The sequence below is a fragment of the Marinococcus sp. LNHM3E3-2.2 genome, assembly GCF_056034385.1.
Genome location: NZ_JBQLIC010000005.1, coordinates 20,092 through 40,205, shown reverse-complemented (window position 1 = coordinate 40,205; position 20,114 = coordinate 20,092). Strand labels below are relative to the sequence as shown.

General features: G+C 46.5%; 23 protein-coding genes. 21 read left to right on the top strand and 2 right to left on the bottom strand.

Annotated features, from left to right (window positions below):
- The first annotated feature begins 45 nt into the window (after positions 1-45).
- From cobA to ACTRXF_RS08485, 12 genes are all read left to right on the top strand, one after another.
- Positions 46-1,503, top strand: coding sequence for a uroporphyrinogen-III C-methyltransferase (cobA, locus tag ACTRXF_RS08540; protein ID WP_474263507.1), 1,458 nt, complete (start codon positions 46-48; stop codon positions 1,501-1,503).
- A 12-nt stretch (positions 1,504-1,515) separates the two neighbouring features.
- Positions 1,516-2,268 (top strand): sirohydrochlorin chelatase, encoded by a 753-nt coding sequence (locus ACTRXF_RS08535; RefSeq protein ID WP_474263509.1) that lies wholly within the window; start codon positions 1,516-1,518, stop codon positions 2,266-2,268.
- Positions 2,261-2,716 (top strand): precorrin-2 dehydrogenase/sirohydrochlorin ferrochelatase family protein, encoded by a 456-nt coding sequence (locus tag ACTRXF_RS08530; protein WP_474263512.1) that lies wholly within the window; start codon positions 2,261-2,263, stop codon positions 2,714-2,716. The genes ACTRXF_RS08535 and ACTRXF_RS08530 overlap by 8 nt, the downstream gene beginning before the upstream one ends.
- A 75-nt stretch (positions 2,717-2,791) precedes the next feature.
- Positions 2,792-3,610: an aldo/keto reductase gene (locus tag ACTRXF_RS08525; protein ID WP_474263514.1), complete on the top strand. Its 819-nt coding sequence runs from the start codon at positions 2,792-2,794 to the stop codon at positions 3,608-3,610.
- A gap of 118 nt (positions 3,611-3,728) precedes the next feature.
- Positions 3,729-4,472, top strand: a complete 744-nt coding sequence (locus ACTRXF_RS08520) for a TspO/MBR family protein (protein ID WP_474263517.1) — start codon at positions 3,729-3,731, stop codon at positions 4,470-4,472.
- A gap of 180 nt (positions 4,473-4,652) precedes the next feature.
- Positions 4,653-5,963, top strand: a complete 1,311-nt coding sequence (locus ACTRXF_RS08515; protein WP_474263519.1) for a lysine N(6)-hydroxylase/L-ornithine N(5)-oxygenase family protein — start codon at positions 4,653-4,655, stop codon at positions 5,961-5,963.
- 56 nt (positions 5,964-6,019) lie between these two features.
- On the top strand, positions 6,020-6,610 hold the full coding sequence (locus ACTRXF_RS08510) for a ribonuclease H1 domain-containing protein (RefSeq protein WP_474263521.1): 591 nt from the start codon (positions 6,020-6,022) through the stop codon (positions 6,608-6,610).
- Between the two features lie 16 nt (positions 6,611-6,626).
- Complete coding sequence (locus tag ACTRXF_RS08505) at positions 6,627-7,643, top strand: LLM class flavin-dependent oxidoreductase (RefSeq protein ID WP_474278679.1); 1,017 nt, start codon at positions 6,627-6,629, stop codon at positions 7,641-7,643.
- A gap of 64 nt (positions 7,644-7,707) precedes the next feature.
- Entirely contained in the window at positions 7,708-8,223 is a 516-nt protein-coding gene (locus ACTRXF_RS08500) for a type 1 glutamine amidotransferase domain-containing protein (protein ID WP_322525983.1), read from the top strand.
- A 139-nt stretch (positions 8,224-8,362) separates the two neighbouring features.
- Entirely contained in the window at positions 8,363-8,914 is a 552-nt protein-coding gene (gene msrA / locus ACTRXF_RS08495) for a peptide-methionine (S)-S-oxide reductase MsrA (protein WP_474263525.1), read from the top strand.
- Entirely contained in the window at positions 8,901-9,344 is a 444-nt protein-coding gene (gene msrB / locus ACTRXF_RS08490; protein ID WP_474263528.1) for a peptide-methionine (R)-S-oxide reductase MsrB, read from the top strand. Before msrA ends, msrB begins: the two co-directional genes overlap by 14 nt.
- Before the next feature lie 104 nt (positions 9,345-9,448).
- Positions 9,449-9,898: a ferritin-like domain-containing protein gene (locus tag ACTRXF_RS08485; RefSeq protein WP_322525980.1), complete on the top strand. Its 450-nt coding sequence runs from the start codon at positions 9,449-9,451 to the stop codon at positions 9,896-9,898.
- A gap of 151 nt (positions 9,899-10,049) precedes the next feature.
- On the opposite strand, the gene ACTRXF_RS08480 is transcribed toward ACTRXF_RS08485, so the two are convergent.
- Positions 10,050-10,211, bottom strand: a complete 162-nt coding sequence (locus ACTRXF_RS08480; RefSeq protein ID WP_474263530.1) for an FbpB family small basic protein — start codon at positions 10,209-10,211, stop codon at positions 10,050-10,052.
- Between the two features lie 216 nt (positions 10,212-10,427).
- Here ACTRXF_RS08480 and ACTRXF_RS08475 point away from each other — a divergent pair, with 216 nt between their 5' ends.
- The 6 genes from ACTRXF_RS08475 (at position 10,428) to ACTRXF_RS08450 (ending at position 14,582) form a co-directional block, all read left to right on the top strand.
- Positions 10,428-10,853, top strand: a complete 426-nt coding sequence (locus ACTRXF_RS08475) for a hypothetical protein (protein WP_474263532.1) — start codon at positions 10,428-10,430, stop codon at positions 10,851-10,853.
- Between the two features lie 153 nt (positions 10,854-11,006).
- Positions 11,007-11,807, top strand: coding sequence for a VLRF1 family aeRF1-type release factor (locus ACTRXF_RS08470; RefSeq protein WP_474263534.1), 801 nt, complete (start codon positions 11,007-11,009; stop codon positions 11,805-11,807).
- A 182-nt stretch (positions 11,808-11,989) separates the two neighbouring features.
- Positions 11,990-12,376 (top strand): OsmC family protein, encoded by a 387-nt coding sequence (locus tag ACTRXF_RS08465; RefSeq protein ID WP_322525977.1) that lies wholly within the window; start codon positions 11,990-11,992, stop codon positions 12,374-12,376.
- 39 nt (positions 12,377-12,415) lie between these two features.
- On the top strand, positions 12,416-13,789 hold the full coding sequence (locus tag ACTRXF_RS08460) for an MATE family efflux transporter (RefSeq protein WP_474278677.1): 1,374 nt from the start codon (positions 12,416-12,418) through the stop codon (positions 13,787-13,789).
- Positions 13,786-13,977, top strand: a complete 192-nt coding sequence (locus tag ACTRXF_RS08455; RefSeq protein ID WP_474263541.1) for an SE1561 family protein — start codon at positions 13,786-13,788, stop codon at positions 13,975-13,977. The genes ACTRXF_RS08460 and ACTRXF_RS08455 overlap by 4 nt, the downstream gene beginning before the upstream one ends.
- On the top strand, positions 13,977-14,582 hold the full coding sequence (locus ACTRXF_RS08450) for a histidine phosphatase family protein (RefSeq protein ID WP_474278675.1): 606 nt from the start codon (positions 13,977-13,979) through the stop codon (positions 14,580-14,582). Before ACTRXF_RS08455 ends, ACTRXF_RS08450 begins: the two co-directional genes overlap by 1 nt.
- 39 nt (positions 14,583-14,621) lie before the next feature.
- On the opposite strand, the gene ACTRXF_RS08445 is transcribed toward ACTRXF_RS08450, so the two are convergent.
- On the bottom strand, positions 14,622-16,154 hold the full coding sequence (locus ACTRXF_RS08445) for an AbgT family transporter (protein ID WP_474278673.1): 1,533 nt from the start codon (positions 16,152-16,154) through the stop codon (positions 14,622-14,624).
- A 265-nt stretch (positions 16,155-16,419) separates the two neighbouring features.
- Here ACTRXF_RS08445 and ACTRXF_RS08440 point away from each other — a divergent pair, with 265 nt between their 5' ends.
- The 3 genes from ACTRXF_RS08440 (at position 16,420) to ACTRXF_RS08430 (ending at position 20,087) form a co-directional block, all read left to right on the top strand.
- Positions 16,420-17,319 (top strand): DNA-3-methyladenine glycosylase family protein, encoded by a 900-nt coding sequence (locus tag ACTRXF_RS08440; protein WP_474278671.1) that lies wholly within the window; start codon positions 16,420-16,422, stop codon positions 17,317-17,319.
- A complete protein-coding gene (gene rlmD, locus ACTRXF_RS08435; RefSeq protein ID WP_474278669.1) occupies positions 17,306-18,715 on the top strand; it encodes a 23S rRNA (uracil(1939)-C(5))-methyltransferase RlmD in 1,410 nt (469 codons plus the stop codon). The genes ACTRXF_RS08440 and rlmD overlap by 14 nt, the downstream gene beginning before the upstream one ends.
- A 130-nt stretch (positions 18,716-18,845) precedes the next feature.
- Positions 18,846-20,087, top strand: a complete 1,242-nt coding sequence (locus tag ACTRXF_RS08430) for a PucR family transcriptional regulator (RefSeq protein ID WP_474263551.1) — start codon at positions 18,846-18,848, stop codon at positions 20,085-20,087.
- Positions 20,088-20,114: the final 27 nt, after the last annotated feature.

Genomic DNA, 20,114 nt, shown 5'->3' with positions numbered 1-20,114 from the left:
GCCGTGTCCTTTTTTACCATTTAATAAAGAGAAAGGAGGGGTTGGGTGGCAGCTGGAAAAGTTTATTTAGTAGGAGCAGGGCCCGGAAATGAAGGTCTTCTTACCGTGCGCGGAGCAGAGTGCATCCGGCAGGCGGACGTCATCTTTTATGACAGGCTGGTCAACCCGCTTCTTCTGGAACAGGCCCCGATTGAAGCGGAACGTATATACTGTGGAAAACTGCCGCAGAAGCATATTCTGCGGCAGGAAGTGATTCAGGAAATGATGGTGGAAAAAAGCCGGGAGGGAAAACGGGTAGTACGTCTTAAAGGCGGCGACCCTGGTGTGTTTGGAAGAGTCGGGGAAGAAGCGGCCGTGATGGAGGAAAACAGTATCGAGTACGAAATTGTTCCGGGCATCACCTCTGGTATAGCTGCCCCGCTTTATGCCGGAGTACCTGTAACTCACCGCGATTATTCGGGAAGCTTTGCAGCGATTACGGCCCATACGAAAAAGGAAACTGGAGAGCCGGACCTGGACTGGGAACCGCTTGCCAAAAGCATTGATACAGTCGCTTTTTACATGGGGGTCAAAAACCTGCCTTTTATAACGAAGCGGCTCATAGAAGCGGGAAAGCCTAAGGATACGGCCGTGATGGTAGTCGAGTGGGGCACATATTCCAAGCAGCGGACAGTTAAAGGCACACTGGCAGATATCAATGATATTGTACAGAAGCATGCGATTGAAAACCCTTCGATTACGCTGGTAGGCAACGTCGTTAAAGCTGGACCGTCCTCCACCTGGTTTGAAGAGCTTCCATTGTTTGGCCGCTACATATGGCATGTGCGGACAACACCGGGTGCAGGCAGATGGAGCAGTGATTGGAAGAGTCAGGGGGCGGAGGTGTATGAAGGGCCGGTATGGGAAGAAACATTGCCGGAGCTTATCCACCTACAAAAGGATCTCCCCTATGATGAAATTGTATTTGAAACAGCCAGTGACGTTGAAGCGTTTGTGTCTCAGTTAAAGAACTGGCGTCTGGACCTGAGACAGGTAACCTGCCTTCTTACAGCCGCAACCCGCCGGGCAGAAGAAAAATGGAAGGACTACGGCGTTCTTCCCGAATTTCGTCCGAAAGAGCGGTGGGGCCATACAGAGAGCGTTCATGCTATTGGAAGCGAAGATTGGATAAAAGAAATCGGTCCCCAGGCCAGCAGTGACATAGGGCATGTGTTAAAGAGTGCCGTGTCTTCAGATCATACACTTGAGCGGCTGCTGATGGATAACTCCATTAATACAGTGATTTTCCCATGTAGAAAAGCTGTCACGACAGCTGTGGGGAAAATCAATGACTTGTATAATGGAGACGCTGGCCGGTGGTGGTCGCAAAAAACAGTAGTGTGCATTGGTGAACGCACGAAAGAGCAGGCTGAAAAATACGGAATCCATGTGGATACGACAGCAGAGGCTTCGGCGCAGGCAGTCACTGCCTCTATTCAAGATTGCTTCAGCCCTATTATTTAAGGAGGAATGATCATGAAAGCTATTTTGTTTGTTGGACACGGCACGAGAGTCCCCGAGGGCAATGAACAGGTAAAAGCTTTTACGAAAAAAGCGGGAGCTGCTTTCCCGGATTACGAGCAGAGAACCTGCTTTTTGGAATTGGCAGAGCCGGATATCGTCACAAGCGCTGTTGAGTGCATTGAAAATGGTGCCGATACCCTGGCTGTTGTGCCGGTGCTTTTGCTTTCAGCCGGTCATATCAAAAAAGATATTCCTGAAGAGCTCGAAAAAGTGCAGCAGATGCACCCTGAAGTGACTATTCAATACGGGAACCCTTTTGGTGTTCATGACCGTATTAACGATCTTCTCCTGGACCGTCTCCGGGTAAAAGGGTGGGTGCCGGAGGAAGAAGCAGTCATCCTGTTTGTAGGAAGAGGTGCAAAGGATCCCGGGGCAATCGAAGACTTTTACCGTATAGCCGGAGAGCTTGAGAAGCATACCGGCCGTTCGAGGGTGGAAACAGCTTTCTTGGCCGCCGCCGAGCCGGGGTTTCAGGAAAAAATGAAAGAGCTGGCTGAAGGAGAGCGGCCAGTATACGTTCTGCCTTATTTAATGTTTGTCGGACTGCTCATTAAAGAGATGGACGAAGCAGCAGCCCACTACAATCAGGCCAAACCCGGGCATTTTACAAGGTGCGACTTTTTAGGCTTCGACGAACGGCTGCTTCCGGTGCTTGAATCCCGTGTCGCTGAAACGCTTGAAAAAGCCGCAGGCATTCATGTCTGACTTTCTTTTTCCGCTAGCTGTAAATCTGGAAATGAGGGAAACTGTAATCATTGGCGGCGGCAGGGTGGCGGAACGTAAAGCCGGCAAGCTGTTAAAGGCAAATGCTGCTGTAACGATTGTGGCACCGGAGCTTTCTGAAGGACTGAAAAAGCTTTGGGAAGAAAATAAGGTGGACTGGAAGCAAAAAATGGGCAAACCGGAGGATTTGGAGAACGCGTGGTTGATTGTGTCCGCCTCCGGGGATCAATCAGCCCAGCAAATGATTGCGAGGCATAAGCATCCCTGGCAGCTGGTGAACGGTGCCGATAACCCTTCAATTGGTAATGTAGCTTTTCCGGCTTCATTCATGGAAGACGGGGTGCAGATCTCCATTTCAAGCGGCAGCAATAAGCCGGCAAGCGTAAAGGAGTGGAAGCACTATCTCCAGCGTCTTATAAAAAAACGGTGAATCCTGCAGGTGTAATTTAAAGAACAGCGGGTATACAGTAATAGTCACAGCATATACAGAAAGAAGGTATACAATATGGATTACGTAACTTTAAACAATCAGCTGCAAATGCCTCAGCTTGGCTTCGGTGTTTTTCAGGTAAGTGATGATGAAGCTGAACGGGCTGTTACTCACGCGCTGAACTCCGGCTATCGTTCTATCGATACGGCAATGATCTACAAAAATGAAGAAGGAGTCGGCCGTGCGATTAAAGCGAGCGAAATTCCGAGAGAAGATCTCTTTATTACGACAAAGGTATGGAACTCTGATCACGGCTACGAAAATACGCTGCAGGCATTTGACGCCAGCCTGGAACGCCTGGGACTCGATTATGTGGATTTATATCTGATTCACTGGCCGACGCCGGCAAATGACGATTACGTAGAAACGTACCAGGCGCTTGAAAAGCTTTACGAAGACGGCAAAGTAAAAGCCATCGGCGTAAGTAATTTTGAGGTGGAGCACCTGGAAAGAATTTTAAACGAATGCACAGTGAAGCCGGTATTAAACCAGGTGGAATGCCATCCTTACTTGGCCCAGAATGAATTAAAGGATTACTGCAAAAAGAAAAACATTTATGTGGAAGCATGGAGCCCTATCATGCAGGGCGGAGAAGTGCTTGGTGATGAACACATTCAAAACATTGCAGAAAAGCACGGGAAAAATCCGGCCCAGATCGTTCTGCGCTGGCATCTGCAAAATGATACGATCATCATTCCGAAATCAGTGACACCGGAACGCATTGAAAGCAACATCGATGTGTTTGACTTTGCGCTTGAGGATGAAGATATGGCGACCATTAATCGTCTGGATAAAGGCGCACGTAAAGGGCCAAGACCGGCAGAAATCAACTAAAAAGAAACTCCATAATCCTCCGGCCAATTTTGACCGGAGGATTTTTTTAAAATGAACATAGAATATATAGGCAGCTGAAGAAGCTGCCCCCAGGTCTTTTAATCAAAGGTGGTTGTTTATGTTTTCCATTCCTTCTATGAAGCTTAAGCTCCTGAATGCTTTCGCACTGGCGGTAGTCATTGCTGTCAACGGGCTTGCCAACGCTCTGCCGTTAAACGGCCAGACTACCGGCAGCATCTCGGACAGCCTCAATGTACTATTCACCCCTGCAGGCTATGTTTTTTCGATATGGGGCGTTATTTATCTGCTGATGATCTTGTGGGTGCTGCGTGCTTTTTTCGCAAAACCGACGGAAGAGCATATATATGCAGGCATCGGTTATACATTTATCCTATCCTGTATATTTAACGTTCTGTGGCTTTTCTTATTTCATTATGAAATATTTTACGGGACGATGGCGGCTATTCTGGGCCTGTGGCTCAGCCTGGGTGCTATCTATATGAAAATTAAAACGAGCCCGCGCCGGGGGCTTCTGCTGATACCAATCAGTGTATATTTTGGCTGGGTTACAGTCGCCTCTATTACGAACATCGGTGTTGTACTTACAGCGAGTGGTGTACGCGGATGGATTATCGACGGCAGCTGGTGGACTGCTCTTGCGATTACTGCAGCTTCTGCTGCTGTGATTTTGTTTTATAGAAAAACGGGCGATGTTTTATATACGCTGGTATTTGTATGGGCGTTTACCGGTATTTTTGTGCAGCGCTGGCAGGAAGTAAATCTGGTAGCATGGACGGCGGCTGTGGCTGCATTGATTCTGTTTGTGCAGCTGTTTTTCCGTCCTAAAAGGAAATTCATTTAATTGTAATTATATTAAGTGATTAATATTAACAGAGGAAGGGAAAATAGAACTTGATTACAAAGTTGGAAATTCGTATAGAGACAAAGGTTTCCGGCAGCCTTTCAATACGGAATGGAAGTCCAGCGGAATTGCTGGACTTTTTGATTGAAGCCGGAAGTACTTAATTTAGAGGTGATCAGGTTGGAAAACAAACTTTATGATATAGCAGGAATCGGGCTTGGGCCGTTTAATCTTGGCATGGCCGCCCTGCTTGAACCAGTGGACGATATAGAAGCCGTGTTCTTAGATGAAAAGGATGAATTTGCCTGGCATCCGGGAATGCTGCTCGAAGGTACAGTGCTGAATTCTTCCTTTCTTGCTGACCTGGTAACTTTTGCCGATCCGACGAGCCGTTTTACGCTGTTAAATTATTTGCATAAGCATAACCGCATGTTTCAGTTCTTTTTTAACAAGCAGCTGAAGGTGCCAAGAAGAGAATACGACTCGTACGGAAAGTGGGTGGCTGCCCAGCTTCCGTACTGCCTTTTCGGGCAGAGGGTGCTTGAGGTTGCTGACAGCAGCTGGGACGGAGTGTCCTGCTACAAAATTACAACGGAAAATACGGGCAGCGGGGAAAAGGAATATTTTTATACAAAAAATGTGGCAGTGGGAACAGGAGCAGCACCGATGCTTCCTCCTAATATTGAAAGGCAGCAGAGTGATGAGATTTATCATGCGGCCGATTATTCTTTTCGCAAGGAGGAGCTGAAGAGTGGAGACGAGGTCACCGTTGTTGGCTCCGGACAGAGCGCAGCAGAAATTTTCCATGACCTCCTGCAGGATCAGAAGCATTTTCATTATAAGCTGAACTGGTTTACCCGCTCCCCCCAGTTTTTCCAGGCCGAGGACGCGAAGGTCGCCCGCGAGATTTTTTCAACGGATTTTGTTGAATATTTCCGGTCACTCGATATTAAAACAAGGCTCGAGACACTTCCGGAGCTCGACCATGCGAGAAAGGGCATCGAGCAGCCTACGCTTGAAAAAATATACGATCTTCTTTATCATCGTTCTATCGAACGGGAAGATCCAAATGTTGTGCTCCAGGCTGCCACTGAGCTGTCGGATATTCAGTCGGTGGAGGGGGGCTATCAGTTGAAGCTCCGTCAATGGCAGCAGGATAAAACGTTCCGCTGCTTTTCGGATAAAGTCGTGCTTGCCACCGGTTTTCAGCCGAGCGTCCCGGAGTGGATTCAGAATTACGGAGAGCTTGTGGAAAAGGAAGACGCGGACCATTACATGATTGATGATTATTATCGACTTCAGTTTAAGGACGGCCGTGATAATCATATATACATGCTCACAAATATCGATCATTCGCACGGCACAGCTGCGACGAATTTATCTTTATCCGTTGTAAGAAATCAAACAATCATTAATAATTTGTGCGGATTTGAGCGCTATCCGGTGCAGAAGGATACGGTATTCCAGCGCTTTTCAGCAAAAGAAGAATAAGAAATTGGACGTCTCTGCTGGTTGGGGACGTTCTTTTTTCCTGGGGAGAGAGACAAATGGCGAAAAAGAAATGGTATGTAGTATGGAAAGGAAAAAATCCTGGAATTTACAGCACCTGGGCTGAATGTGAAAAGCAGGTCAAGGGGTTCAAAGGAGCGAAATTTAAGTCGTTTCCTTCATATGAAGAAGCAGAGGCAGCTTTTAACGGCTCCGGAGGAAAACCTGAAGCTGAAAATGGCAGCTACATAATGGAAAGTATTTCTGTAGACGCCGGCTCCCACGGCAACCCGGGACCGGTAGAATACCGGGGCGTCTATACGAAAACGGAAGAAATTGTGTTTGCCCATCCCGGGTTTAAAAAAGGCACAAACAATATGGCGGAATTTCTAGGGATCGTGCACGCGCTCCGGTACTTAAAAGAAAAGGAGAGCGGAATACCTGTATATTCGGACTCGGCGACAGCCATTGGCTGGGTGGAAAAGAAAAAAGCGAATTCGACGCTTTTTGAAGACGCGGACAGCCGGGAAATCTGGGAGGAGATCCGCCAGGCAGAAAAATGGCTGAAGGAGCATACGTGGAAGAATCCAATTTATAAATGGGATACAAAAAACTGGGGAGAAATTAAAGCGGATTATCAGCGCAAGTAAAGAAAGAAGGGAAACCGTGAAACTGAGTATACTCGATCAATCCATCATGCCCTACGGAGAAACGCCGGAAAAAACATTCGCCTGGACCGGGGAATACGCCCGTATCGCTGAAGAGCTCGGCTACCACCGGTTCTGGGTCTCTGAGCATCACGGCACAAAGCACATAGCCGGGAGCGCTCCGGAAGTATTAATTGCCCATCTGGCTGCATGCACAAAACGTATAAAAGTTGGCTCCGGTGCAGTACTGCTCCCGCATTACAGTGCCTTTAAAGTAGCGGAGGTATTTGAAGTGCTCGCTTCGCTCTACAGAGATCGTATTGATCTCGGTCTGGGCAGGGCTCCGGGAGCCATGCCAAACGTTACAAGGGCGCTTCACGAAGGAGGGTCAAGGAATGCAGCGAGGTATCCTGAACAGCTGAAAGAGCTGCTAACTTTTTTATCCCCGGAAGGCAATAAATACGAAGGGCTGTATGACTACGCTCCGGTAACGCCCCGGGCTCAGGTGAATCCGGCAGTCTGGATTCTAGGCTCAAGCCGGGACAGTGCTAAAACAGCGGCAGAAAACGGCCTGCCGTTTTGCTTCGCTCATTTTATCAATCCGGATGAAGGCTTTCAGGCAGCTGATTATTATCATGAACATTTTCAGCCCTCGAGCATCTGTCCGGCTCCTTATTTTATGCTGGCGGTTTCGGCGCTCGCAGCAGAGTCCGAACAGCAGGCGGAAGAATGGAGGGCGGTAAGTGATTACGTTTCCTCCGTGACGGCTAAGGGACTCGGACTGCTCGGTATACCGTCGTATGAAATGATTAAAGACGTTACGTATATGGATGAAGAAAAAGACATGTTTCAAAAAAACCGGTATCATAACGCGGTTGGAACGATAGATCAGGTGGAGGAAAAGCTCAAATGGCTGGAAAAAGCTTATGGTGCTGAAGAAATTATGACTGTAGGAATGACCCCGTCATTTGAAGAAAAGGCCGCTTCGATGCGCCGGATTGCCGACCGGTTTAAAATAAACGGCCGCCAGGTTTAGAATGAGCAGGGACTTGGGTAAACTTATCTGTGTGACTAAAGATTATATCCAGGAAAGGTGATATATGATGAGTAAAATAGCAGTAGTCCTTACAGATCTTTTTGAAGATGTGGAATTCACAGACCCGAAAGAAGCATTCGAAAAAGAAGGTCATGAACTTACCGTAATCGAAAATGAGAAAGGCAAAACCGTTACCGGTAAACAGGGAGAAGCGAAAGTAACCGTCGACGCTTCTATTGAAGACGTGAAGCCGGAAGATTTTGATGCTCTTCTTATTCCAGGAGGATTTTCTCCGGATCAGCTTCGCGGCGATCAGCGATTCGTGGATTTCGCCAAATACTTCATGGATCATGATAAGCCGGTATTTGCAATCTGCCACGGTCCGCAGCTGCTTATTACAGCAAAAGCGCTCGAAGGCCGTAATGCGACAGGATTTAAATCCATTCAGACAGATATGGAGTATGCGAAAGCGAAGCTTCATGATGAAGAAGTAGTCGTTTGCAACAACCTGGTTACAAGCCGTGAGCCGGATGACATCCCTGCATTTAACCGCGAATCTCTGAAACAATTAGCAAAATAAGACCGAGAGGCCGGCCGTAGAGCTGGCCTTTTGTTATTGAATGAGATGAACGGAAGAAGATTCAGGGTGAGCACATAAACAGGAAATCAAATGAAGAAATGTTATAATTAACAGTACATGAGAGATTGGGGTGAATATTATGGCAGAAGAACAAAGTACGAAGCTTGCCACCTTTGCCGGGGGATGTTTCTGGTGTATGGTGGGCCCTTTTGAACAGGAGGAAGGTGTCTACGATATTATGTCGGGATATACCGGAGGTCATACAGAAAATCCGACGTACCGGGAAGTATGTTCAGAAACTACCGGTCACGTAGAAGCTATTCAAATGAAATATGACCCATCGGTGGTATCTTATGAACGGCTGCTTGAAATATTCTGGCGCCAGATTGACCCTACAGATCCGGGTGGTCAGTTTAATGACCGCGGGGAATCCTATACGACGAATATTTTCTACCACGATGAAGAACAGCGCAGGCTTGCTGAAGCCTCCAAACAGGAGCTTGATGAAAATGGCCCGTTTGAAAAACCTGTGGTAACGAGAATCAGGGAAGCCGGGGTATTTTATCCGGCCGAAGAATATCACCAGGATTATCATCACAAAAATCGTTTTCACTATATGATGTACCGGAAGGGCTCCGGCCGTGAAGGATTTATAAACAATTACTGGAGTGAGCAGAATGAGCACCAATAAGAAATACAGTACAGAAGAACTGAAACAGCGGTTAACCCCGATACAGTATGAAGTAACTCAAAATGATGCCACCGAGCGCCCCTTTGAAAATGAATACTGGAACCATAAAGAGGAAGGCCTGTATGTAGACGTAGTTTCCGGAGAGCCTTTGTTCAGTTCAAAGGATAAATTCGATTCCAACTGCGGATGGCCAAGCTTTACCATGCCTTTAAAGGAAAGCGAAGTTAAAGAAAGCTTTGACGATTCTTTAGGGATGAGAAGAACGGAAGTCCGCAGTGACGAAGCAGATTCCCACCTTGGACACGTATTTCCGGACGGGCCTGAACCAACAGGTTTACGGTATTGTATCAATTCGGCTGCCCTTAAATTTATCCCAGTTAATGAGCTTGAAGAGCAGGGTTACAGCGAATATCTATACCTGTTCAAATAAAAAAGAGGTTTTTTCAGCCTGAAAAAGGGTAAAATATACTTTGGAAGGCTGCAACTATGAGAAAACATCAATTGCACTAAACAGACGACAGGAGGAATTTATTCATGGAACGCGTAAGAGAAAACGATCCTAAAGTACAGGAATTAATCGATGGACTTAACGTCGACTTAGCACACGAATATGCAGCAGCTATTATGTATACAAACTATGCAGCTGTGGTTTCCGGCATTCACACACCAATGCTCAGACCACTGTTTGAAGATGAAATCGGTGACGAGCAGGGCCACGCTCAATACCTGGCTTCTAAAATTCGTACACTTGGCGGTACACCGACTACAAAGCCTGCTGACGTGAAGCAGACATTCCAGGTGCGCGAAATGCTTGAAGCAGCGCGTGACGCTGAAGCAGACACAATTGAGCGCTACACAAAACGCGCCCAGCAGGCAGAAGAGCTGAACATGATCGAGCTTCAAAACAAACTTGAAGACCTTATTTCTGATGAGACCGGTCATAAAGAAGAAATTGAACGGATTCTCGAAGACTCCGATCTGTAAAATACAGAGGAAAAAGCCGCCGAAAGGCGGTTTTTTTATTGCAGGAAAGTATGCTTACGGATTTATTTAACGAAAAATTCCAAAAATTAAAAGAGGCAATATATAAGGATGGCATAGAAATATCTGGAGGGGTGCCATCCTTGCAGCGCTATTAATTGGCTCGTTTTTTAGTGGCCGGGCGGACATAGACTTCTTTGGATTTTTTTTCGTCAAGCCTGCGGTCTATAGAATCAAGTGCCTGTTTGTTGCCCTTGAGTTCATTTTTATTTGCTTCCATTAAGTCTTCAAATGAAAGTCTCTGTGGTTTTCTCATGCGGACATCTTCCTTTCTTTCTATTATACTCCTGCTGACAATTAGTTTACCCTATATTACTCGTTTGACAAACCATAAAATCATGAAAATGTGATCAAAAGCACAATAGTTTCCTGATAGGTAGATTTTTTTTGATAAGATAAAGTAAAAAAGAATAAATTCATGTAAAATGTGGTATAGGTAATAATATATGCAGAGTCGAAAGGATGGATAGTGATGGCAGAGGAAAATGGAAACACAGCACTCAAAATTGGTTTAATTCTTGGAGGCGTCGTCTCCGTTATTGTTTTGCTCAGTACACGTAAAACCCGTTCCCCTATTGTAGAGGGCACGAAACAAACAGCTTCCACACTGAACAACACATCCCAGTTTCTTTCAGAGAACAGGGAATCAGTCATTTCTACATTAAGAGAAACGTCAAATTATTATTCTGAGCTGCTCCAGTCAGCAAGCACAGATATCCAGGAAATCGTCAACCGGGTGAACAGTCTGAAAGAAACATTGATGAAAGCAAAAACGACGACGCTTGAAACTACTGGTGAATTAAAAGAGCTAAAAGAAGAAAGTACTGCTATTGAAAGCAGCTCTTCAAACAACAGCTCAGGCCAGCTGCAGAGTGCTGACAACACCCAGTCCTCTTAATAAAAAAGGCAGGTTCTTTCATTTGAACCTGCTTTTTTTTATTGGTTTGAAAATATTATTGTATTTGACGTTTACCGTTCCTGTTCGAAGGAAATACACTTTGTAGAATGGTAATTGAATAGTTAACACAGTCACGGAAAGGGGCAACAGACAATGGGAATTACGAACAATTTAAAACAGCTAAAAAATAAAGAGGATGAATATGGTTTTGTGTCCTTTTATTTGAACACCGATATTGGTGAAGGCGGCCAGCCTAGTGAAGAATGGAAGATTAAATACAAAAAGGCTGTTAACGGCTTAAAGCAGTACGCAGACAAGAGCGAAACAAAAGATGAAAAAAATGCGATCAAAAAAATTACCGATGATATCGAAAAATACATTGAGGACCATCGTTCTGATCTGCAGAAGAGTGTTATTATCTTTGCATCCGGCGACGGATCTACTTGGGAAGCAGACATTTTCCAGGTGCCGGTGGAGACAGAAGTAATGTGGGAGCCAACGCCGCAGACCGAGCAGCTCGAAAAACTGGAAAAAACTTTCCCGCCTACAGCGATTCTTCTTACAAACAAGCAGGATGTTTACCTGATCGATACCTCGATGGGCAAAATCCGCGAAGAAATGCAGTTCCACTGGGACGTGGACAGCGAGGACTGGCAGGAGTATAAAGGTACAGCATCAGCTGACCGTACGGCTGCAGGTTCTACACAAGTGGATAAAGTTCAGCAGCGTTTTGAAGAAAATCGCCACCGCTGGTACAAGAGCCTGGCTCCTGTCATCAACAAACAGATGAAAAACCGCGGTCTTGATACAGCATATATTATCGGCGATAAAGAATATGCTAAAGACCTGGAAGATAACATGGGTGGAAGAGTGGAAGAAGTCATTAATAAAAACTTGATTTCTACTCCAACGCATGAAATCCTAAATGAAATTTATCCTGAAAACGTACGCTAAACAGTACGGCTGAGGCAGCTGCTATCATTATAGCAGCTGCTTTTTTCGTGAATAAAACAGCTTCAGGCTTTTAGGTCTCCGCACAAAATCCCTCAGTTTTTGATATAATACCTTTTGTTTGGAGATAGGCTTATATTTAGATAAGATACAACACGAAGGATACTATTGAAGAGGTGAATAGAATGAAGTTTTCGATGACTGACGGAGGATTTCAAACAAGAACAGACTACGGAGAGCTGTCTGTGTCCGGGGAAGAAGAGTATGGCTTCCGCCCTTTTCAGCTGATGACTTCTTCGATTGCTGTTTGCAGCGGCGGAGTGCTGCGCAAAATAATGAATAAAAGACACCAGACAGTGCATGATATTCAAATTGAGGCAGAGGTGGAACGGGATGAAAAGCAGGCAAATAAAATAACTGCTGTTCATCTGCATTTTATCGTAAAAGCAGAAAACGTAACAGAAGCTCAGATGCAAAAAAACATGGAATGGACGAAGAAAAACTGTTCGATGGTCCAGTCAGTAAAAGACAGCATTGCGGTTACAGAAACATTCGAACTTCTTTCCGACTAACAGTGCAAGAGGTCTTGGAAAAGAATTGGAGAGAAAAGTATGGCAAATGCCGGACGTAACCAGCTAGACTTCACGGAAGGCAGTATCATGAAGAAAATGGTGATATTCGCCTTTCCGATTTTTATTGGGAACCTGCTTCAAAGCTCTTATCAAATCGTGGACAGCCTGTGGGTCGGTAACTTAATCGGCGCGAGCGCCCTGGGTGCGGTTTCACTGGCTGCTACGATTTTATTTTCTGTGCTTTCCTTTATTATAGGAATTAACAGTGCAACATTAACAGTGCTTTCCCAGAGGGTGGGAGCGGATGATGATGAGGGTCTGAAGCGTTCTCTGAATGCTTTTGTATCCGTTTTAGGGACGCTTGCAATTATTCTCGGAACGATAGGTTTTTTTGCAGCTCCAACCGTTTTGACGTGGATGGGGACACCGCCGGACATCCTGGAAAGTGCAGTCATATACTTACGCATTAACTTTATCGGCATTGTCTTTTTATTTGGCTATAATTTTATAGGTACTGTTCTGCGGGCTGTCGGCGACAGTAAAACCCCGCTTCGCTTTATAATGATGGCTGTCGGGCTGAATATCTTTCTCGATCCGCTGTTTATTTCAGGCTTTGATATGGGCATTCAGGGAGCGGCAATTGCGACGGTTATCTCCCAGGGAAGCGCGTTTGTATTCGGAGTCGTCTATATGATTCTTGTGAAGGGACTTCCATTCGCAGTGCCAAGCATCCCCGAAAAAGCAGAATTTCAGCGTATAATGAAACTGGGTCTGCCGGCAGGACTGTCGATGATGGCTATTTCCGGCGGGCAGCTGGCGATTATGACAGTGGTAACGTCGTTTGGCTCTGTGGTTCTCTCGGGATACGGGGCAGCCCAGCGGCTGGACAGCCTGATTATGCTTCCGGCAACTACGCTCGGTTCTGCTATTACAAGTATGGCTGGACAGAATATCGGAGCGAACCGCTGGGACCGTATCAGCTCAATTGCGAAAAATGCGTTAATTTTAATTTTAATCGTTTCAATCACGATGAGCACCGCTGTCTTTTTACTGGCTGAATTTTTGATGGGGCTGTTTGTAAATGACGAAGCCACCATTCAATACGGTAAAACGTATCTGCAGATTGTTGCTTTCTTTTATCCGTTTTTAGGGATAAATTTCGTGCTGAACGGTATTGTGCGCAGTTCTGGGGCAATGATCCAGGTGCTTGCCCTGAATATTATTTCTTTCTGGGTGCTTCGTTTTCCGCTTGCCTGGTTCTTTTCCGAAAGAATAGGGGAAAACGGAATTGCGCTCGGCATAGGCCTCAGCTTCGTGATCAGCGCTGTAATTGCGGTCAGCTATTATATTTTTGGCGGCTGGAACCGTATTGATATATTCAAAGAAGAAAAGAAAAAAGGAGGAGCGTCATGAGCACCCCAGTACACGATAAGAATCAGCAGCTTCAGTATATAAAACAGCGTCTGCATCTGCTTTCGACAATGGTGGATAACATTGATCCTGAAGAAGGCTCCGAATTGGAAATGAAGAGACTCGAAGAAATGGTGGAGCAGCTGCGGGTTAAATGCCGTCAGTTTCAGCCGGATTGGAAGGATGAATAATGCCTGATGTTTACTTTATCCGGCATGGGGAATCAGAAGGAAACTATGCCCAGGTGCTGCAGGGGTCGATGGATTATCCATTAACCCCGCATGGACAGACGCAGGCAGAAGCGCTTGGCAGTTACTTTCGCAGTATTCAGTTTGACGCTGTAATTGCAAGTGATTTAATGAGGGCTTCTGCGACCGCGGAGGCAATGGCAGAATTTCAGCCGGTGGGCGTATCCACCGACGAGCGGCTTCGCGAAGTACATCTAGGCGTGCTTGAAGGAAAGGCGAGAGACGTGATTCAAAACGAATTCCCGGATCTTATCGGAAGGGATCTTTTAACTGCTGAAGTGGAAGGGGCAGAAACAAAAAACGATCTGACCGAGCGGTGTGCGTGGCTGTATTATAAGCTGACCGAGGAATGGAAGGACAAGGATCAGATTGCTGTCGTTTCGCACGGAGGATTTATTACGATCTTCTTTATGTATTTACTGGCCAAAGACAACTGGGTATCGCTCCAGCGTTCCATGCGTATCGACAATACAGGAGTATCCCGGATTCACTTTCGAAAAGAACGTGCTTCTATTCAATACATCAACCGAATTACACATTTGGAGTAGCATAAAAAAGCAGGAGCCGGAGCTCCTGCTTTTAAACGTTTAGCCGTTGTATTCAATCGGACCGTTTGGACCGAGCGGAATGCCAGTGAGCATCCATACGACAAGCAGCAGGGACCAGAACAGGAGGAATGCGACGGAATACGGAAGCATAACTGCTATCAGGGACCCGATGCGCATGTTTTTGTCATACTGCTGGGCAAACGCGATAATAATCGCAAAATAAGTCATCAGCGGCGTAATAATGTTGGTGGATGAATCTGCCACACGGTATGCCATCTGCGTCAGTTCCGGCGAATAGCCAAGCTGCATCATAATCGGAACGAATACAGGCGCGAGTATTGCCCATTTGGCAGAGGCACTTCCGATAAACAGGTTGATGAAACCGACAATTAATACGAATACTAAAATTAAAGGAATGCCGGTAAGATTAATTGACTGTAAAAAATCCGCGCCGTACACAGCCATAAACGTTCCAAGATTGGTTTCTTCAAAATAAGCAACAAACTGTCCGGCTGTGAATGCGAGCAGAATGAACATGCCCATGCTAGCCATCGTATCAGAAAGCTGATTGGCGACATCCGTATCGTTTCTAATACTTTTTGTCACAATACCGTATACAAGCCCGGGAATGAAAAAGGCTATAATAATGACGACAACGAGGGAGTCCATAAACGGTGACTGAACGACGGCCCCTCCTTCACCGCGAAGCGGAGCATTAGATGGAACAATGAGCAGAGCAAGCAGAATAATGGTCAGAAGCGCTGAACCCATCGACCAGAAGATTCCTTTCTTTTCCGTTCCCGTTAATGAAGTGAGGCTCTCCCGGTAGTCGCCCTTGTATTCTCCGAGCCGCGGTTCGACGACGAACTGACTCACAAGTGTACCGATGACAGCCAGGAAAAATGTGGAGACGAAAATGAAGTAGTAATTCATCGCCAAATTCATCTGTTCGGCGTAGGCCGGATCGATGGTGGACGCCGCCTGGATTGTCAACTCACCGAGCAGGACATCGGTACCGGAAAGCAGGAGGTTGGCACTGAAGCCTGCCGAAACCCCGGCGAAGGCAGCAGCAAGGCCTGCGAGCGGGTGCCTCCCGAGTGCGGCAAACAGAATAGCACCTAGAGGCGGAAGAACTACGTAGCCGGCGTCGGAGGCGACACTTGACATAATACCGGCAAAAACAAGACCAAAGGTAATTAAAGATTTTGGGATAGACAGGATAAAACCGCGAAGCAGCACGCTGATAAGTCCGGTGCGCTCCGCAATGCCGATACCGATCATGGTAGCAAGCACCACTCCGAGTGGGGCAAAGTTAATAAAGTTGTCCACCATGCTGGTGAATATGTATTCGATTCCGCTCGATGAAAGCAGATTGGTTACCTGAACCGTTTCTCCTTCTTCTCCCGGAGATTCTACCTGCAGGCCGGCAGCAGAAAGGACGGCAGACAATACCAATACAAGCGCGGCGAGAATGGCGAACAGAGTAACCGGATGGGGAAGCTTATTCCCAACTCGTTCAATCCAATTCAGTGACCGCTGCAGCACGGTTGATTTTTGTGCAGAAGAGCTCATAATTTACCTCCTAATTCGTTTAGAAATGACGAAAGTATCACAGGCACACAAAGATTATTGTAATGAACGAAAACAAAGGAAGAAAGCCATTTCATCGAGAATAGGAAAATAGAATGGAAAAAATAATTAACAATTTATTGAAAATTAATACTTTTATCCTAAAAATAGAAAATATGGCAGAATTTTAAGCGTCCCGGAGAGCAGGTCGCGTGAATAGGGGTAAACGTGATAAAATAACAAAGCTTCATGAAAGGACGTAATTACTGTGCAGCAGATAATAAAGCAGATCCCATCCGTATACGATGTTCAGCTGATGCTGAAACGGATGGCACTCGATCCGCTGTATAATGTAGATATCGATAAAAGAAAGGTGAAGCTGCCTCTGCCGGGTGAGAGGCAGCTTGATACAGTAACTGTTGCGTTTGTTGAACATCAACCGGAGACTTATGTATATGTAGAGGCCCCGGAGAAGAGAGAACAGGAAGCTCTGGATAAAATAGAACGTATTTTTCGTTTTCATCAGCCACTTGCTCAGGCAGCCGGGCATTTTCAGCAGACGGAATTAGAGCCGCTGTTTCATCGGTTTTACGGTGCGCCGCTCACCTGTGACTTTGACTTATACGGCTGTCTTATAAAAACAATTATTCATCAGCAGTTGAACATGGCCTTTGCCTATACTCTTTCAACAAGATTCGTTCAGACATACGGCACTTATAAAGATGGTGTATGGTTTTACCCCGCCCCTGCGACTGTGGCAGCTATTCATCCTGATGAACTTCGAAAGCTGCAGTTCAGCCGCCGGAAAGCGGAATACGTAGTGGATATTTCAAAAAGCATTGCGCAAGGTACGCTTGATATTGGTGCTCTTCAGAAAAAGCCTGATGAGGAGGTTATACGGGAGCTTACGAAGCACCGGGGAATAGGGCCCTGGACGGCAGAATGCTTTTTACTGTTTGGACTCGGAAGAGAAAACCTGATGCCCGCTGCTGATATTGGCGTTCAAAATGGATTAAAGAAGCTGCTGGGACTTGAAGCGAAACCATCTAAGGCGGAAATAACAGAATGGTCCAGCCGGTGGAGCCCGTACAACAGCTATGCAAGTATTTATTTATGGCTTCATGTGGAAATACCAGATAAAGGAGAAGATACACGTGCCGAAAAATGAAAAATTTGAACAGCGCCAGCCGCTGCAGGAGGGTCAGGAATTTCCGCTGACTATTAAACGAATAGGTATTAACGGTGAAGGAATTGGATATTTTAAACGCCAGGCTGTTTTCGTGGAGGGGGCGCTCCCGGGGGAAGTGATTGTCGGCCAGGTCGAGGAAGTAAAACGGAACCGCGCGATCGCAAGCATTAAGTATATTCGCGAAGCTTCGCCGAGCCGGCAGAAAGCTCCCTGCCCGGTGTATAAAATCTGTGGCGGCTGCCAGCTGCAGCATGCCGAATACGACGAACAGCTGTGGATGAAGCAGGATCTGGTGCTGCAGTCATTTGAACGCTATGCTCCCGTCGTGCCGGAAATTCGTGAAACGATCGGGATGGAAAATCCATGGCGGTATAGAAATAAAAGCCAGTGGCAGACAGGCGAGGGAAAGAAAGGGCGAGTGGAAGCGGGTCTGTATTCGAGTGATTCCAATCAGCTGGTGGACCTCACCAATGTCGGCTGTATGGTGGAAAAGTCGATTCTAAATAAAATTACAAAAGCAATTACCGTATTTATGAAGGATGAAGAGGTGCCGGTACACACGAGTAAACAAAAAGGGGTTAAAACCATCGTTGTGCGGGCAAATGAACAAAAAAGCGAGGTTCAGGTCACGCTTGTGACGTCTTCGGTGGATCTGCCGGAGCAGGAAGAGCTGGTGGATTTCCTGCGTTCTTCGTTCGCTGAAATAAAGTCAATTCATCATCATGTGCAGAATGAAAGCAGCCCGACTGTTTTTGGCGGGACGACCAAGCGGCTGTGGGGTAAAGATACAATTAAGTACAACATGCAGGACTTTTCCTTTCATTTATCCCCGGAAGCATTTTTTCAGCTGAACTCGGAGCAGGCTTCCACGCTTTATGACGAAGCGAAGCAAGCGGCAAAGCTCACAGGCCGTGAAAAAGTGGTCGATGCCTACTGCGGCAGCGGCACAATTGGCCTTTGGATGTCCTCGGGTGCTAAGGAAGTACGCGGCATGGATATGATTAAAGCAAGCATTCAGGACGCTAACAAAAATGCTAAACAGGCAGGAGCTTCCCATGCCAGGTTCTACCATGGCAAAGCCGAAGAAATGATGCTTCAGTGGCAGCGGGAAAACTGGAACCCTGATGTAGTAGTGGCGGATCCGCCGCGTACAGGCTGCGGAGAGGCACTGCTGGACACGATTGGAAAGGTGAAGCCTAAACGTTTTGTGTACGTATCCTGTAATCCATCCACCCTGGCCAAGGACGCCGCGTACCTGAAAAAAGCAGGGTACCATCCAGAATATGCCCAGCCGGTGGATATGTTCCCGCAGACATCCCAGGTGGAAGCTGTAGTTCCTTTTGTATACAAACCGGAGAAAAAAGGCAAAAAATAAATATGCGTGGTGAACTGCAATGTGTTTATACTGGCTCGGTATCAGCCTGATTGTCTCCATTATTCTTACCATCCTGGCAAATCTGCTGCTCTACCTTTTTTTATAAACCTTGGAAGGAGAGCGCATAACTATGTTTGAAAAGCAGCTTTGGCAGCATACTGCCGATTCATTAAATGAATTTGCCGACTTTATCAGTGAAGCACTTGGAGGCCCGGTTACCATTGAGGATTCGACGCACCGTCTGCTCGCCTACAGCGGTCACCCCCAGGTCACTGACGGAGCACGTACGGCGACTATCATGGGGAGGCGCGTGCCGGAAGAGGTGATTCACCGTTTATGGAATGAAGGAGTGATACCAAGCCTTCATCAGCAGAGTGAGCCGGTCTCCATTTCCGCTATTGATGAAATAGGACTCGGAACCAGGATGGCCGTAGCCGTCAAGGAAAAGCAGACAGTAATAGGCTATATATGGGTGGTGGAGGGCGAAACGCCTCTTTCAGAAGAGGCAAAGCAGGATCTTCACTCGGCAGCGGTTGTGTGTGGTGAGCGTTTCCAGCGGCAGTTTCACCCAAGAAATCCGGCACAGCAGGACCATCAGGAATATTTTTGGCGTCTGTTGACCGGGGATGAAACGGATGAGCAGGCCATAGAGCGCCAAATGCTTCGTTTTTTTCCGGGGCGGCCACAGCAGTATTCCATTGTAATCATGGAGTTTTCAGAACAGCTTGAGCACAATTCCTGGGAGCGGCTCACCTATCTGCTGACGATTTCGCAGCGGGTGAAGGTGATGCTCAAAACATATGATCAGCACCGGGCTATTCTCATGCTGTACGGACTTGAAAGCAGAAATATAGAAGCAACAATCTCAGCATTTTTACGTCAGATGCATGAGTTATGGTACGAACGTTACGATGATACTTTAACGGCTATTGCTGCGTCTGAAATCTGTCATCAGTATATGGAGGTGGCGGGCGGTTACAGGCAGGCATTGACCATGCTTGATTTAAAAAAACAGGTTCGCCAGCTTCCCTTCCATTATTACTTTCTGCATGAAGCAGGCTATTACCGCTTTTTCCCAGTTCTTTTACAGAGGCGGGAGGAAGAAACATTTACACACCCTTCCCTGAAAAGTCTATCCGATTATGATGCAGAAAATGAAACGGAGCTTTTGAGCACGCTTTACATCTATCTGAGCGAAGACTGCAACGTTAACGCCGCCGCTAAGATACTTCATGTGCATCCCAATACGCTGACCTACCGTTTAAAAAGGATGCAGGCAATTGCAGGTGTGACTCTTTCCAGTGCCCATGAAAAATGGACGCTGCTGCTGGAATTGGAATTGCTGAAAGAAAAACACACAAACCTATTGTGAAAAATCACAAATGGATAATGGGAATAT

Bases quoted from the DNA above. Each gene is read 5' to 3' on its own strand.
- ACTRXF_RS08535 (WP_474263509.1), top strand. From the start codon at position 1,516: ATGAAAGCTATTTTGTTTGTTGGACACGGCACGAGAGTCCCCGAGGGC.
- ACTRXF_RS08530 (WP_474263512.1), top strand. From the start codon at position 2,261: ATGTCTGACTTTCTTTTTCCGCTAGCTGTAAATCTGGAAATGAGGGAA.
- ACTRXF_RS08525 (WP_474263514.1), top strand. From the start codon at position 2,792: ATGGATTACGTAACTTTAAACAATCAGCTGCAAATGCCTCAGCTTGGC.
- ACTRXF_RS08520 (WP_474263517.1), top strand. From the start codon at position 3,729: ATGTTTTCCATTCCTTCTATGAAGCTTAAGCTCCTGAATGCTTTCGCA.
- ACTRXF_RS08510 (WP_474263521.1), top strand. From the start codon at position 6,020: ATGGCGAAAAAGAAATGGTATGTAGTATGGAAAGGAAAAAATCCTGGA.
- ACTRXF_RS08500 (WP_322525983.1), top strand. From the start codon at position 7,708: ATGATGAGTAAAATAGCAGTAGTCCTTACAGATCTTTTTGAAGATGTG.
- msrA (WP_474263525.1), top strand. From the start codon at position 8,363: ATGGCAGAAGAACAAAGTACGAAGCTTGCCACCTTTGCCGGGGGATGT.
- msrB (WP_474263528.1), top strand. From the start codon at position 8,901: ATGAGCACCAATAAGAAATACAGTACAGAAGAACTGAAACAGCGGTTA.
- ACTRXF_RS08485 (WP_322525980.1), top strand. From the start codon at position 9,449: ATGGAACGCGTAAGAGAAAACGATCCTAAAGTACAGGAATTAATCGAT.
- ACTRXF_RS08480 (WP_474263530.1), bottom strand. From the start codon at position 10,211: ATGAGAAAACCACAGAGACTTTCATTTGAAGACTTAATGGAAGCAAAT.
- ACTRXF_RS08475 (WP_474263532.1), top strand. From the start codon at position 10,428: ATGGCAGAGGAAAATGGAAACACAGCACTCAAAATTGGTTTAATTCTT.
- ACTRXF_RS08470 (WP_474263534.1), top strand. From the start codon at position 11,007: ATGGGAATTACGAACAATTTAAAACAGCTAAAAAATAAAGAGGATGAA.
- ACTRXF_RS08465 (WP_322525977.1), top strand. From the start codon at position 11,990: ATGAAGTTTTCGATGACTGACGGAGGATTTCAAACAAGAACAGACTAC.
- ACTRXF_RS08460 (WP_474278677.1), top strand. From the start codon at position 12,416: ATGGCAAATGCCGGACGTAACCAGCTAGACTTCACGGAAGGCAGTATC.
- ACTRXF_RS08455 (WP_474263541.1), top strand. From the start codon at position 13,786: ATGAGCACCCCAGTACACGATAAGAATCAGCAGCTTCAGTATATAAAA.
- ACTRXF_RS08450 (WP_474278675.1), top strand. From the start codon at position 13,977: ATGCCTGATGTTTACTTTATCCGGCATGGGGAATCAGAAGGAAACTAT.
- ACTRXF_RS08445 (WP_474278673.1), bottom strand. From the start codon at position 16,154: ATGAGCTCTTCTGCACAAAAATCAACCGTGCTGCAGCGGTCACTGAAT.
- ACTRXF_RS08430 (WP_474263551.1), top strand. From the start codon at position 18,846: ATGTTTGAAAAGCAGCTTTGGCAGCATACTGCCGATTCATTAAATGAA.